Genomic DNA, 14,514 nt, shown 5'->3' with positions numbered 1-14,514 from the left:
CCCTGGCCGTCGTCGGCCTGGCCGTCGTCGGGCGGCGTGTCATCGGGCCGGCGCCCGGTGGGCGGCGGCCTGGTCCGAGGCCTGCTCCTTGGGCCGTGGTTCGCCCAGGGCGACCTTGATCCGGCCGTCCGGCAGCATCACCCAGTGCAGGCCGCTGGCCTCGGCCAGCTGGTCGAAGATCGGAGTGCCTGGCGACATCAGCGAAACTCCCTCCCCAGGTGCTGATGTCTGCCTACCAGGCTCCGGGCGTGCCCGAGGGGGAAACTACCCCGCCGGGGGTAACCCGATCAGGCTCTTTCCACGCGCCAGTACTGCCGGGTGGCCGGCGAGGTCAGCGGCGCCGACTCCACGAACTCCTTGAAGCGCAGCAGGATGCCGGCCGGTGTGGTGTCCGGGTCCGCGCGCAGCGTGAGTCTGGTGGTGTGGGTGTCGACGTACTGGAAGGTAACGCGACCCCCGGGCCAGGCGATCAGCTCGTCCTGGCGTTGCGCGGTCACCGGGCGCGGTGAGGAGCTGTGGCTGGCCCATTGCTCGAAGGCGAAACGCAGCGGCACCGCGAGCTCGACCGTCTCCTCGAAGGAGTCCATATGGGGTGCTTCCTTTTCGCTCTAGCCGGCCGAGGTGTCGGCCAGCCAGTCCGGCGCCCGGGCCCCGCCCTCGCGACAGGCCGTCAGCAGGTCGGTGGTCCACAGCAGCAGGTGCATGAGCGCGACGGTGTCCTCCTCCGGATCGTGCCGGTCGAACACCAGCCCCAGTTGCAGGTCCGCGGACTGCTCGTCGGAGTTGACCAGCGCCATCACCGCGCGGAAGCTGGCCCGCAGCGGCGGGTCGATGTCGTCGATGGGGATCTCGTTGCCCTCGGTGTCACCCAGCTGCATCTTGATCGGTGCACCATCGCCGACCTGCACGCACAGGGACTTCAGCATGTCCGCCGAGGCATCGGCCAGCACGTCGGCGGCCTCTCTCGGGCTGTGGTCGGCGCCCTGGTACAGCGCCGTCAGCGCGTCGAGCGCGCCGTCCGGATCCTCGTCCTGCATGCGGGTCACCGCGGTGCGCACCAGCAGCCGCACCATGCCGTCCTTGCGGTCGTTCATGTGTCCTCCCCTCCCATCAGGCCCAGGGATTACCCGATCCGGTTGATCTCAATCCTCCGTTCGCGGGAACTGGGGATCCAGACGGTGGTGGATGCCGTGCAGCGCTTGGTGGATCTCAACATAAACGTCATAGAGGTTGTTGGTTTTTGACGGCAGAACGGTCTTCGCGACCGTGACAGCGGCCTCAGCAGCGGTTTCGGCGTTCGGGTACAGGCCCGCGCCGACGGCTCCCAGCAGCGCCGCGCCGAGCACGCCGGCGTCGTGCACCCGGAGCCGGTGGATCGGCCGTTGCAGCACATCGGCGAAGATCTGCGCCCAGACGTCGCTCCGGGCCCCGCCGCCACAGAAGGCAAGCGCTTTCATCGGCGCACCACAGGCCTTTTCGACGAATTCGAGCACGTGCCGGCCGGACATCGCGACGCCTTCGAGCACCGCTCGGGACAGGTCGGCGCGGGTGGTCGCCGAACTCACGTTGAGGAAGCTGGACCGCAGCGTGGAGTCCCAGAGCGGGGCCCGTTCGCCGGACAGGTAGGGCGTGAAGATCACCTGCGAGGCGCCGTTCGCGGCGTCGTCGAATACCTCGGGGATGCTCAGGCCCGTCGTCTCGCTCCACCAGCGCACCGCGTCGCCGGCGGCTTGGGTGGGGCCGGCGTGCACGTAGAGGCCGTCGCGGGGCGGGAAGGTGACGATCCCGGCCGTGGGGACGTTGTGTTCGGACGCGCCCGCCACGACCAGGGAGGTTCCGCAGGAGATCATGCCCCGGCCCGGTTTGGTCGTGGCCGCGCCGAAGACCGCCCCGAAGGCGTCCATCGTGCCCACGACCAGGCCGTTCCCGAGGACCGACTCCGGTTCGAGGATCTCCGGCAGCCGCTCCCGCAGCCCTTCGGTCACGCCGGCGGCTTCCGGGATGTAGCCGCCCGCGTTCGCGATGCGCACGCCGGAGAGGAGGTCCGTCGCCACGCGGCCGGTCAGCTTCGCGCCGATGAAGTCCTTCGGGCTCAGGAGCCAGCGGGCCTTCCGCCACGCCTCCGCCTCGTTGCGGGCGAACCACTCCGCCCGCGCGCCGACGAACGAGGCGTCCAGCGTGATCGGGCCGCCCCAGATCCGGGCCTTGTCCTCGGCGGTGAACCGCCCGTCGAGCTTCTTGGCGATCTCCGCGCACCGCTGGTCCTGCCAGATGATCGCCGGCGTCAGCGGGTTCAAGTCCTGGTCGACGAGGAGATGCGTGTTGACCTGGCTGACGATCCCGGTCGCGGTGATCGCACAGCGGCCGGCGATGGCCTGGAGGCCTTCCTGGACCGCACGCCACCAGTCGTCGGCGTCCTGCTCGGCCCAGCCCGGCCGGGGGCGGTGGATCGGGTAGCCGACCCGGTGGTTCGCCAGGAGCTCCCCGTCCAGGCCGAAGGCCGCGACCTTCACCGCGGTGGTGCCGACGTCGATCCCCACCATCGCTTCACGCACGCCCTGCTACCTCCGCGAGTCACGCCCTCGGAACCACCGAATGTCAGGTTCGGGCAGTCTGCCGGAAACCGTGTTTCGGTGTGACGGAGAGCGGGACTCGCGGGGGTTCAGGCGAGGGATTTGGTGCGCATGAGGAAGTCGGTGAGGTAGCTGTCGTGGGGGAGGTGGGGGTGGAAGTAGTGGGTGGGGCGGTTGCCTAGGTAGAGGTTGGCGATGGTGGGTTCGGACAGGAGAGCGGCGATCAGGGGGCGGTCGTCGGTGATGGCCGTGAGGACGAGGGTGTTGCGAAGGGGGGCTAGGCCGTCCGCGCGCGTCCAGGGGGCGATCCAGGCACAGGGGAAGGGGAGCTCGGCGCCGAGTTGGGGGGAAGCGGCCGACGGCAGCAGGTGCAGGGCTGGCCGGAGGACGGCGGAGCCGTCGCCGAGGTCGTGGATCAGCTGGTCGGCGCCGAGAAAGGGCCGGGTGCCGGCGGCTCGTTGAGCGAGGTGGTCGCGCAGGGCAACGGCGGCGGCGAGGGGGTAGCGGGGGAGAACGGTGTCGGGCAGGGCGCTGAGGCGGGCGGCCAAGGCGGCGGCGAGGGGCGCGGGGTCGCCCTCGACGAGGATGCCGGTGGCGTTGATGCAGCCGACGCCGCCGTGATGGGCGATGGACGACACGATGGTGTCGAGGAAAGGCGCCCAGTCCCCGGCGGTGACGAGGATCTTGGAGCGGCCGGGGCCCTGGGGCAGGACGCGGGGGTTCCCGGCGTACTTGGCGATGACCTCGTCGCCGCCGTAGGCCATGCCGAGGTCGGCGCAGCGAAGGATCTCGTCGGCGACGTCGTGCTCGCACGGCAGGAGAACCACGTGGTCGTCGGGGAAACCGGCGGCCCGCAGGGCGGCGATGAGCCGGTGCGGGGTGAAGGGCTCCCGGCGGGAAGGCCGGACGGCGACGCGGTAGCCGAGGGCAAGGGCTTGCAGCCACAGGGAATGCACGGCCGGATGGTTGCCGGCGGCATGGACGGCGAAGACGTGGCCGCGGCGGGTCCACACGGCTCCTTCGACCGCCCGGTCATCCTCCACAGTGGACGCGCCGCGCGGGCGGCCCTGCTGGGCGGCCTCGAAAGCCGTGCAGCACGCCTCGGAGATGGCGTTGGCGGCGAAGCGGATGTCGTCCAGGGGCAGGCCGGAGACGCGGGTCACCAGGTCCACGTAGTCGTCGGAATCCTTGGCGAACAAGGAACCGGCGGTGGCCAGGGCCCGAAGCCGTTGCGCCAGAGGCAGTTCCGCAGCGCGGTGGAGAGCCGACATGGTGCGGGTGACGTAGAGCCGGGGCACGAGGCTGACCGACGCGACCGGCACGCCGGTGACGTCGGTGACGGTGAGCTGCTTGCGGGAACGGTAAGGGCCGGCTGGGCCCAGGGCGTCCACGGCGAGCATGGCTAGTACACGCCCTCGATGACGGTCTCGCTGCCGAACACCTGCACGGGCGCTAGATCGCCCAGGGAATCGCCGGGCTGGCCGGGCAGCGCGGGCACCCGGATGGCCGTGTCACGGTCAAGGTTGTTGGGCAGCAACATGGAACGGCTGACGTGGTTGGTGACGACCTGGCCCCGCGTGCCGTAGGGGACGCGCTCCAGCGAGACGGGATCGACCACACGGAAAGTGATGTGCGGGCCGAAGCCGTCGAAGATCGGGTACTCGGTGTCGCCGAGGCGCTGGCTGGCGCCGCCCATGATCATGGTGCTGCCGTACACGCCGTGCAGGGGAATGCCGGGGAAGACCTCGTTGCGGAACAGGTCGTGGGTGTCGGCGTCCATGTGGGCGCCGCCCCACATGATGAGCCGGACGTTGCGCGTGATGGCAGCCAGGAGGTCATCCCGCCGGGCCAGGCGCTCCAGCATGGGCGGCGTGGTCATGAGGACGCCGATCTCCTGGCTGAGCAGGATATGCGAGGACTGCTCGACCAGGTGTTCGACATAGGCGTCGGCCTGGGCCGTCTGGCCGGAGGCGATGAGCTTGCGGACCCAGCGGGGATCCATGTCCACTGTGTACATCAGGCCGCGCCGGGCCCGCGCCGCCAGGCCGATGAAGTGGCCGACGGCGTGGGGCCCGGTGGGCAGGATGCCCAGCCAGTTCAGGCCGAGGGGAATGCCCAGGCGGTCCAACGGCTCCAGCATGTGGGTGATCATCCGCTGGAGCCAGTCGTCGAGGAACACCACCCGCTTGGGCGCCCCCGTGGTGCCGCCGCTGTCGTACACGCCGACGATGTCGGCGGCATCGCCGTAGCCGCGCGGGATCAGGTGCTCGGGGCGCACATTCCGCAGCTGGTCGACCACAGTGGGGAACAGCCGGAGATCCTCGACCGACCGCACCGCCTCGCGCGGGTCGAAGCCGAGCGAGGCGGCCTGCGCCAGCCAGAACGGCGACCCCGTCTCGGGATCGAAGTGCCACCGCATGGCCGCGCGGATGTACCCGTCGGCGTCGGCGCCGGAGAGCTCGGCCCCGGAGAGTTCGGCCCCGGGGAGATCATCGTTGTCCCACACGCATTCGAACATAACCCGGCGCCAACCCGCGCGGAGTACATCATCCGGGTGTACCCCAGGCCTTGGCCAGCAGCTCGTACGAACGCACGCGCGCGGCGTGGTCATGGGTGATCGTGGTGACGACGACCTCGTCCGCGCCGGCCTTGGCGCGCAACTCCTCGAGGTCGGCGGCCACTTCCTCCGGCGCGCCAACGAACTGCGAGCCGACCCGGTCGGCCACCGAGGCGCGCTGCCGTTCGGTCCAAGGGAATGCTGCCACCTCGGCCGGCGAGGGATAGGGCGGCGCGCCGGTGCTGGACCGCACGCCGAGCACCCACTGACCGTAGCCGCTGGCCAGTTCCCTTGCCGCGGAAGTGGTTTCGGCCACGACGACATCTGCCGACACGGCAACGTACGGCTCGGCCAGCCGGGCCGACGGCACGAATGCCGCGCGGTAGGCGGCAATCGTGTCGAAAGCGGTCTCCGGCGCGAAGTGGTAGGCCACGCCGAACGGCAGGCCCAGCGCCCCGGCGGCCCGGGCGCTCTCGCCCGGCGTCGCTCCGTGGATCCACACCTGCAAGCGCGCGTGCTCGGCGGCGACGGCGTGGTGCTCGCCGGTGCCGTCCAGGAACTCCAGGATCGACCGCACCTGGTCGAGGTACGGGCCGGCGTCCACGGGAATGAGGATCCGGTTCAGCTGCTCCCACACCGTCAGCTGCGCGTCCGGGACCTTGCCGACCACCTCGGCCAGCTTGGTCGTCCCGGACCGGCCCAGGCCGAGGTCGACGCGGTCGGGGTGCAGGTGTGCGAGGGTGCCGAACTGCTCGGCCGCGACCACGGGCGAGACGTAGCCGAGCAGCACCGCGGCCGAGCCGACCCGAATGCGGGACGTGGCCTCGGCGATGGCGGTGGCGAGCACGGACGGGGCCGCCGCGGCCACGCCCGGCGTGAGGTGGTGCTGGGCCACCCAGTAACGGTGGTAGCCCAGCTCCTCCGCCCGCCGGGCGAGGTCGACGCTGTTGCGCAACGCCTCGGCCGCGCTGCCGCCGGAGACGATCGGCGACAGGTCCAATACGGACAGTGGGATCATGCTTCTACGATACGGTGAAGAAGATGTCCGTACGGTTGTCCGGCTGGCCACTGTTGGTCTTGGCGAACACCGACACGAAGCACGTGCCGGCCGCGGCCATGCCGTGGTAGTCGCCGACGTAGTACGAGCCGTCGTTGACGACCGGCGCGGCCGTGATGTCGAACGGACCGGACAATTTGGTGGTGTGCCACGAGGTTCCGGTGGCCGAGGTGGCCTGCCAGTACGACGTGCCGGTGCTGTCGAGCTGGTAGTACGTCACGCCGACGACCCCGTCGGAGTTGACCGCGACGGCCGGCATGAACTGCTTGGCCGGCGAGGAGCCGACCGGAACCGGCGCGGACCAGGTGGCCCCGGCGTCGGTCGAGGTGGCCATGACGGCGCCGTCGTGGTCGCCGGCGAACTGCGAACCCTGCCACACGGCACGGAGTTCGCCGTGCGGGCCGGCCGCGAGCTGGCCGAACACGTCGTGCCCGTCACGCACGTTCTTGCCGCCCGGCTCCTTGGTGCCGACCGACTTGGCCTGACCGGCGACGGCCGGCGCGGACCAGGTCTCGCCGAGGTCGGCCGAGGTGATCGACCGCCAGGACGTGGCGTAGTCGGCCGTGCCCGGAATCGGCTCGTAGTAGGCGAAGAAGGCGACCAGCTTGCCCTGCACGGACGCCAGCCGGACGCCGGACGCGCCCTTGCCGACGCCGAAGTCCACGACCTTGCGAGGCGCGCCCCACGTCGCGCCGCCGTCGCCGCTGTGGGCCAGGTAGATCGGGCCGGTGCCGTCGTCCAGGTTGATCCGGTCCCACGCCACGTAGACGTCCTTGCCGGTGGTGTACACCGTCGGCAGGTCGTTCCAGATGTTGTCGGTGTCGCCCGTGCCCTCACGAGTGATCGTGGTCGGCGTGCCCCAGCTGCGGCCGCCGTCACCCGACTTGACGACCAGCAGCGCGTGGTCGCCGTGCGGGGTGGTGGTGTTCATGCTCAGCGACGTCAGGAAGACCATGCCGTTGGGGGCGATGGACACCTGGGTGTCGGTGGCGCGGTCGAAAGCTCCGCCCGAGCACGTCGACACGGCCGGCGGCGTGGCGTAGGTCCAGGTGCGGCCGCCGTCGAAGGTGGCCGCGGTGATCAGGCCGTGGCCGCCGACGCCCTGCCAGCGGTCGGTCTGGAAGGCCGAGACCATGTGCGACGGGTTGCGCGGGTCGACCGCGATGTCCGGCTGCACCTCGGCGTTCGGGTAGTTGACGCCGACCGGGTCCTTGTGGTCGCAGCCCGCCGGGAAGGGGCTGGGCGTCGATATCTTGACCGCGGTGGGCGGGGTGTCCGCGTGAGCGGTTGCCGGGGCCAGCGCCAGTAAACCGGCGATGGCCGTGACCAGGTACTTTTTCATGTAGTCCCCCCTGCTCGGTGGCGGTGGGGACCCTAACCCGGGGCACGCTCGTCGAGGAAGAAAAGCGCCAATCCGGTCACGATCAGGAAATTCGCACCCCAGGCCGCCATGTTGCCGACGAGCTCGGCGACCAGCGCGCCCACACCCGCGCCGACGAGGAACGACAGCACCACCAGGCCGAAGGTCCGGGCCTGGCGGCCGGCATCCTCGTCGCGGCGGAACACAGCCCGGTACGTGGCCCGGGCGGCGGTCCGCAGGTTGCCGGTGGTCATCGTCGTGTTCACCGACCACTCCCGGACCGTGCCGAAGGTGGCGTTCTGCAGCGCCGCCACGAACGCCACCGCCAGCACCACCGCGCTGCTCGCGAACCAGGTCGGGATCACGCCCACGACCAGCAGCACCACGATCTCGATCACCAGCGCCACCCGGATCGGCCGGCGCACGACCGGGGCGATGCGGGGATGCGTCAGCGTCTCCGCCGCCGCCACGCCCAGCACGAACGCGATCAGCGGCGGCACGTGGGCCAGCGCCCCGCCCACGTCGCCGCGGGCCGCGTCCACGGCCAGCAGCACCACGTTGCCGGTCTGGGCGTTGGCGAACACGCCGCCGTGGGCCACGAACGTGAACGCGTCCAGGTAGCCGCCCGCGACGCCGAGCAGCACGATCAGCCGCAGGGTCTTGGCGGTGATGACCTCCATGGCGGATCAGTTTGCCGTGTCGCCGGACCCACCGCCGTTACGGTGCGACCTCGCCCCGCGCGGGACGCGCGGCATGTCATTGAGAGCGCTTGCCCTCCCGCAGAAGTGGAGGTACGGGCTGCCATCCGCCAGGCTGTAGAAGCTGACGGGGAGCCAGTGGTCGCTGCCGGTCAGGGGGACCAGGTAGACGTCCGGCTCCAGGGCCACCATGGGCAGCTCCTCGACGGGATCGGGGATGTACTCGGCCAGCTTGCCCAGGGTCGTCACCCGCAGGATGGGCTTCCCTGACGAAAGCAGCACCTCGATGCGCTGCCCGGCCCGCTCGTACACGCCGACGTAGTCGGTGGGCAGCAACCCCAGGGGCGTGACGGGTGGCACGGGCTGGCGGGCCATCTCCACGCCGACCGAGGCGAAGATCTCCCGGTAGAGGTCCTCGTACAGGTGAGGGGTGCGCCGGTTGGTCAGCAGCGCCACGGCCAGCCCCTGCGACGGCAGCAGCACGAGATGCGACTGCTGGCCGATGGTCGAACCGTCGTGTCCGATCAGCCGCTGCCCGTCCCACACGAAACGCTGCCAGCCCAGGCCCCAGGTCTCGGCCAGCGAGTACTTGGCGTCCACCCGGACCTGCTCGGCCTGCATCTGCTCCAGTGACGACGTCGTCAGCAGCTCCCCGCCGCCGTCGAGGTGCAGGCGAGCGAACGTCAGCACGTCCGAGACCGTGGCGGCGATGAGGCCGGCGGGGCCGATGGCGCGGGGAAGTTGCCACTGCCGCACGGGAATCGTCCTGTCGTCCTCGACCATGTGGCCGACGGCGGCCGAACGCAGCAGCGCCTCCTCCGGAAGGGTGAGGGTGTCCCGCAATCCCAGGGGGTCGAACACCAGGTCCCGCATGGCGGCGTCCCACACCTGCCCGGTCACCTGCTCGATGACCCGCCCGGCCAGGCTGAAACCCGAGTTGCAGTACGACCAGGTGGCGCCGAGCGGGGAGTTCTGGGCGACATCGGCCAACTGGGCGACATACCGGGCGAGGCAGTCGTCGCCCCGCCCGGTGTCCACGATGACGTCGCCGTCGATGCCACTCGTGTGGGTGAGCAGGTGACGAAGGCTCACCCGATCGGTGATCTCGCCCAGGTTCAGTTCCGGCAGCACGGCCGACACCGGTTTGTCGAGGTCCAGTCGGCCGTCCTGGACCAGCCGCTGCACCGCCGTGGTCACGAAGACCTTGGTGATGGACCCCAGGTGGAACACGGAATCCGGCCGCACGGGCGCGCCGGTTCTCACGTTCAGCACGCCGGTGGCGGCCACCCCGGTCATGCCGGGGGAGGAGATCCCCAGTACGGCGCCCGGCACACCGTGCCGCCGGGCCAGTTCGTCGAGCCTGTTCTGCCAGTGCTCCATACGCTGCACCGGAGGGAGCATACGGACGGCGCGGGTCGCCCCGCGCCGTCCTGTCAGGTCACAACATCAGGGGCTTTAGCCCTTGTATTGCGCGAATGTACGAGTGAAATCCCACGCGTTCTGTGCAACACCCGAACACGTGTCGTCGTTCGGGTAGGCGCCGGGGCACGGCCGGTCCCGGTTGGCCGACCAGTACGTGAACCGGCCCAGGTGGTGCTGGTTGGCGTAGCCGAGCATGGTCTGGGCGTTGGCTACGGTCACCCGCTCGTTGTTGTCGGTGATGCCGTTCATCGAGGACAGGCCGCTGTGGCGGTAGGCAACGTCGTCGCTGTAGTGGTAGGCGTCGCGCACCGCCCGCTCCAGGCCGTCGGTGGCCTGTGCGGTGAGCCTGGCCATGTCCTGGCCGGCGCCGCCGAAGTCGAACGGCATGATGGTCCACACGTCCACGGTCAGCCCGGAGTTGGCCGCCCGGGTGATCAGGTCGTTGCCCGGGCCGTCCTGGCCGCTGCCGATGGTGATGTAGATGGCGATGCCGGCGTTGCCGGCCCGGATGATCTTCAGGGCGTCCACCATGCGCTGCTGGTAGGTGGCGTTGCCGTAGACGTCGCCCTCGAAGTCGAGGTCGATCGCCTTGAGGCCGTAGGTGTTGATCACCTTCTGGTACGCCCCGGCCAGCTCGCCCGGGGTGTTGCAGGAGGCCTCCAGCTTGTTGCCGTTGGCCCCGCCGAACGACGGCACCACGTCACCGCCGGCCGAGCGGATGGTGTTGATGGTGTTCTGGTCCACGCCGCCGGTCAGCGGCCGGCCGCCGTCCCACATCGGGTTGCAGTACCCGTTGTTGAGCACGAACGCCATCGTGAACCACTTGACGCCGGTCGCGTTCATGATGGTGCGCGGGTCCGGCGGGTTGCCCCAGCCGTTGTAGTAGTACGGCGCGACGGCCATCGCCCCGTTGGGCGGCGGGGGCGGCGGCGGGGGAGTGGTGCCGCCGCCGGGGGCCGCCCAGGTCTGGTTGGCCGAGCCGGCGCAGTCCCAGATCTGGAGCAGGGTCCCGTTGGCGGAGCTGTTGTTGGTGGCGTCCAGGCACTTGCCCAGCGCCTGGAGCGAGCCGTTACCGCCGACCGTCCACTGCTGTGCGCCGGAGCCGTTGCAGTCCCACAGCTGCACCCTGGTGCCGTTGGCGGGATTCGCGCCGGCCACGTCCAGGCACTTGCCCAGCGCCTGGAGGCTGCCGTCGGAGCCGGCCGTCCACTGCTGCGCGGTGGTGCCGTTGCAGTCGTAGAGCTGCACGGCGGTGCCGTTGGCGCTGTTGGCCCCGGCCACGTCGACGCACTTGCCGCCGAAGCCGGTGATCGCCCCGGTGGCCGCGGACGCGGTGCCCGGCAGCAGCACGGTCGTGATCGCGGCCGCGCCGGCGAGCAGCACGAGAGATTTCCTGATCATGCGACCGTCCACTTCTGGTTCGCGGAGCCGGCGCAGTCCCAGATCTGCAGCCGAGTTCCGTTGGCGGAGCTGTTGTTCGAGGCGTCGAGGCACTTGCCCAGCGCCCGCACCGAGCCGTCGCCCGGGCGGGACCAGTTCTGCGCGGCACTGCCGTTGCAGTCCCACAGCTGGACCACGGTTCCGTTGGCCGAGTTCGCGCCGGAGACGTCAAGGCACTTGCCGAGGGCCCGGATCGTGCCGTCGGAACCGGCGCTCCACTGCTGCGCGGCACTGCCGTTGCAGTCGTACAGCTGGACGGCGGTGCCGTTGGTGTTGTTGGCCCCGGCCACATCCACGCACTTGCCGCCGATGCCGGTGATCGTGCCGCCGGTGGGCGGCGGCGGGTTGCCACCGCCACCGCCGACGAACGTGGTGGCCAGCTGCTGGCCCAGAGACACGGCGCTGCCGTGGTTCTCGATCGGGTTCACCTGCGAGTGCGGGAACACGATGTAGGTGACACCGCTGGCGGTGCCGCCGTTGCGCGGATCGGGGTTGATGCCCACCGACTGCGCGGTGGCGTACGAGGCCTCGCCGATGATCCCGGTCGGACCGGTGTCGCCGACGACCGCGTAGGTCACCTGGTTGTTGTAGATCACCGCGACCACCGCGCCGCCCTCGATGCCGGCCGTCCGGTAGTCCCAGATGCCCGAGGGGCTCGGCAGCACGATGTAGGGCAGCTGAGCCGCGTTCAGCGGCTGGTCGGTGGACGTGTGGAAAGCGGTGTCCGGGTAGAAGCAGCAGTCGGTCTGCTCGTTGCACTGCGAGGTGCGCACGCCGTCGCAGTCAACGTCCATGTCGCCCTTGAAGAACACGGCGCCATTAGCCTGGCAGACGGGCACGCTGCCGCCCTGGCCCTCGTCGGTGGCGTAGGTGCCGTTGGAGATCTGCTGGCAGTTGGTCACCTTGGCCAGCAGCTGGCTGGCCGACGGGCCGCCCGGATCGGACGCCATGGCCGGCGCCGAGGTCACGCCGAACAGGGGCAGGGCCAACAGGAAACCGGCGAGCACGGTGAGAATTCGCCTGCGCATCAGCTGTTCACCGTCCACTTCTGGTTGGCGTTGCCGCCGCAGTCCCAGATCTGCAGCCGGGTTCCGTTGGCGGAGCTGTTGTTCGAGGCGTCGAGGCACTTGTTGGCCTGGACGTTGACGATGTCGTTGGCCCCGCTGACCGCCCAGTTCTGCGCGCCGGACCCGTTGCAGTCGTAGAGCTGCACCGGGGTTCCGTTGGCGGTGCCGCCGCCGGAGACGTCGAGGCACTTGCCCAGCGCCTGGATCTGGCCGTTGGCGACCTTCCACTGCTGCGCGGCCGTGCCGTTGCAGTCGTAGAGCTGCACGGGGGTTCCGTTGGCGCTGTTGCCGCCGGCCACGTCGACGCACTTGCCGCCGAGGCCGGTGATCGAGCCGCCGCCGCCCGGGGGAGGCCCGCTGTCGCCCGTGGTCACGTGCACGTAGTCCACGGTGAGCTTGCCCGGGAACGGCGTGCTGCCGTCGGGGTTGCCCGGCCAGTAGCCGCCGACCGCCAGGTTCATGATGATGAAGAAGCCGTGGTCGAACACCCAGCGGTTGCCGTTGATGTCGGCTGGAGTCCTTGTCTCGTAGGCGTTTCCGTCCACGGACCAGGTGATGCGGTTGGGCGACCAGTCGATCGCGAAGGTGTGGAAGCCGTCGGCGAAGGATTGGCCGCCGGGCAGCGAGTAGCCGGCGCCGACGCCCCCGGAGCCCGAGTAGCCGGGGCCGTGGATGGTGCCGTGCACGGTGTTCGGCTCGAAACCGACGTTCTCCATGATGTCGATCTCGCCGCTGTTGGGCCAGCCGACGTTCGGGTCGCCGATGTTGTCGCCGAGCATCCAGAACGCCGGCCACATGCCCTGCCCGCGCGGAATCTGCATGCGGGCCTCGAAGTGGCCGTAGGCCTGGGTGAAGTGCTGCGCGGTGTTGAGGCGGGCCGAGGTGTACTGGCACGGGCCGTACCAGCAGTTGTGGCCGCCCTCCTGCTTGGCCGTGATCACGAGGTGGCCCTGGCCGTCCAGCGCGGCGTTGGAGTTGCCGGCGGTGTACCACTCCAGCTCGTGGTTGTTGACGTTGTCGCCCGTCTCGTACTGCCACTTGCTGCCGTCGGCGGCGGCGCCGGCCGGACCGTCGAAGTCGTCGGTGAAGGTGGCGGCCGCCGGTGCGGCGGGCGCGGCCGAGGCCGTCAGTCCCAAGGGGACGATGGTGGTGGCCGCGAACACCGCGGCCAGCAGGAGATGTCTGGGTCTGCGCATGATGGGTCTCGCCTCTCGGGGAACGTCAGTTCGCACCGCAGGAGGCACCGGCCGAGGGCGGATCTCGGCTGTGTGCGGCGGTTTACCTTGCAGGGTCGCGAAATCGGTCTGTGGCAGGGATCGAAATCCAGCGGGCACAGGGGTTTGCCCGTCGGTGCGACGAGTATCCGAGGGTGGGACCGGATTTGGCAATGCTTTGGCGGCCAGTTCGTCCAGGACTAGGAACAAGTCCCGCGACGTCAAGATCAACTAGGGCGCGCGGCGTTCCCGCCCGGCGTCGTGCGGTCCGGGCGGGAACGTCGGAAACGCTGATATGTCAGCCGGTTGTGACGTGCACGTAGTCCACGGTGAGCTTGCCCGGGAACGGCGTGCTGCCGTTGGGGTCGCCCGGCCAGTAGCCTCCGACCGCCAGGTTGAGAATGATGAAGAAGCCGTGGTTGAACGCCCAGCTCTTGCCGCCGAGATCGGCCGGCGTGCGAGTCTGGTAGGCGTGGCCGTCCACCGACCACACGATCTTGTTGGGCGACCAGTCCACCGCGTAGGTGTGGAAGGTGTCGGCGAAGACCGGGCCGCTGTAGCCGGCGCCGATGCCGCCGGAGCCGGAGTAACCCGGCCCGTGAATGGTGCCGTGCACGGTGTTCGGCTCGAAACCGACGTTCTCCATGATGTCGATCTCGCCGCAGTTGGGCCAGCCCGCGCTGCCGATGTTGGTGCCCAGCAGCCAGAACGCCGGCCACATGCCCTGGCCGCGCGGGATCTGCATGCGCGCCTCGACGTGGCCGTACTGCGCGGTGAACTTGCCGGAGGTGTTCAGGCGGGCCGAGGTGTACTGGCACGGGCCGTACCAGCAGGTGTGGCCGCCTTCCTTCTTGGCCGTGATCACGAGGTGGCCGTTGCCGTCCAGCGCGGCGTTGGCCGCCCCGGACGTGTACCACTCACGCTCGTGGTTGTTCACGTTGTCGCCGGTCTCGTAGTTCCAGCGGCTGCTGTTGGCCGGGCTGCCGGCCGCGCCGTTGAAGTCCTCGGTGAAGGTGGCGGTCAGCTGCGGCTCAACGAGATCAGCGGCGACCCCGGCTACCTCGACCAGGTGCTCGCCGACGGCGCCGAGAAGGCCGCCGCGATCGCCGACGCCACCCTCCACCGG

13 protein-coding genes and 1 pseudogene are annotated in these 14,514 nt (G+C 70.1%); all 14 read right to left on the bottom strand.

Annotated elements, in window-relative coordinates:
- Positions 1-39 precede the first annotated feature (39 nt).
- Complete coding sequence (locus AB0M73_RS35165; protein ID WP_157495181.1) at positions 40-198, bottom strand: hypothetical protein; 159 nt, start codon at positions 196-198, stop codon at positions 40-42.
- Between the two features lie 89 nt (positions 199-287).
- Entirely contained in the window at positions 288-587 is a 300-nt protein-coding gene (locus AB0M73_RS35160) for a hypothetical protein (RefSeq protein ID WP_363900159.1), read from the bottom strand.
- 21 nt (positions 588-608) lie between these two features.
- Positions 609-1,094 (bottom strand): hypothetical protein, encoded by a 486-nt coding sequence (locus AB0M73_RS35155; protein WP_043725230.1) that lies wholly within the window; start codon positions 1,092-1,094, stop codon positions 609-611.
- A 48-nt stretch (positions 1,095-1,142) separates the two neighbouring features.
- On the bottom strand, positions 1,143-2,555 hold the full coding sequence (locus tag AB0M73_RS35150) for an FGGY-family carbohydrate kinase (RefSeq protein ID WP_363900155.1): 1,413 nt from the start codon (positions 2,553-2,555) through the stop codon (positions 1,143-1,145).
- 107 nt (positions 2,556-2,662) lie between these two features.
- Positions 2,663-3,973, bottom strand: a complete 1,311-nt coding sequence (locus AB0M73_RS35145) for an aldehyde dehydrogenase family protein (protein ID WP_363900152.1) — start codon at positions 3,971-3,973, stop codon at positions 2,663-2,665.
- A 2-nt stretch (positions 3,974-3,975) separates the two neighbouring features.
- Complete coding sequence (locus AB0M73_RS35140) at positions 3,976-5,079, bottom strand: AMP-binding protein (RefSeq protein ID WP_363900149.1); 1,104 nt, start codon at positions 5,077-5,079, stop codon at positions 3,976-3,978.
- A 40-nt stretch (positions 5,080-5,119) separates the two neighbouring features.
- Positions 5,120-6,148, bottom strand: a complete 1,029-nt coding sequence (locus AB0M73_RS35135) for an MsnO8 family LLM class oxidoreductase (protein ID WP_363900146.1) — start codon at positions 6,146-6,148, stop codon at positions 5,120-5,122.
- A 4-nt stretch (positions 6,149-6,152) separates the two neighbouring features.
- Positions 6,153-7,529, bottom strand: coding sequence for a sialidase family protein (locus tag AB0M73_RS35130; RefSeq protein ID WP_363900143.1), 1,377 nt, complete (start codon positions 7,527-7,529; stop codon positions 6,153-6,155).
- Between the two features lie 32 nt (positions 7,530-7,561).
- A complete protein-coding gene (locus AB0M73_RS35125; RefSeq protein ID WP_363900140.1) occupies positions 7,562-8,227 on the bottom strand; it encodes a YoaK family protein in 666 nt (221 codons plus the stop codon).
- A gap of 6 nt (positions 8,228-8,233) precedes the next feature.
- The gene (locus tag AB0M73_RS35120; protein WP_363900303.1) at positions 8,234-9,625 is read right to left on the bottom strand and encodes a serine hydrolase domain-containing protein; all 1,392 of its coding nucleotides are present in this window, start codon (positions 9,623-9,625) and stop codon (positions 8,234-8,236) included.
- Between the two features lie 75 nt (positions 9,626-9,700).
- Positions 9,701-11,068, bottom strand: a complete 1,368-nt coding sequence (locus tag AB0M73_RS35115; RefSeq protein ID WP_363900137.1) for a ricin-type beta-trefoil lectin domain protein — start codon at positions 11,066-11,068, stop codon at positions 9,701-9,703.
- The gene (locus tag AB0M73_RS35110; RefSeq protein WP_363900134.1) at positions 11,065-12,135 is read right to left on the bottom strand and encodes a ricin-type beta-trefoil lectin domain protein; all 1,071 of its coding nucleotides are present in this window, start codon (positions 12,133-12,135) and stop codon (positions 11,065-11,067) included. Before AB0M73_RS35110 ends, AB0M73_RS35115 begins: the two co-directional genes overlap by 4 nt.
- Positions 12,135-13,370, bottom strand: a complete 1,236-nt coding sequence (locus AB0M73_RS35105) for a family 16 glycosylhydrolase (protein WP_363900131.1) — start codon at positions 13,368-13,370, stop codon at positions 12,135-12,137. Before AB0M73_RS35105 ends, AB0M73_RS35110 begins: the two co-directional genes overlap by 1 nt.
- Before the next feature lie 325 nt (positions 13,371-13,695).
- Positions 13,696-14,406: pseudogene (locus AB0M73_RS35100) on the bottom strand (glycoside hydrolase family 16 protein); the annotation flags it as partial.
- Positions 14,407-14,514: the final 108 nt, after the last annotated feature.

It is taken from the genome of Kutzneria sp. NPDC051319, assembly GCF_040682195.1.
Classification (GTDB): Bacteria; Actinomycetota; Actinomycetes; order Mycobacteriales; family Pseudonocardiaceae; genus Kutzneria.
This window is presented reverse-complemented; position numbering and strand designations above follow the sequence as displayed.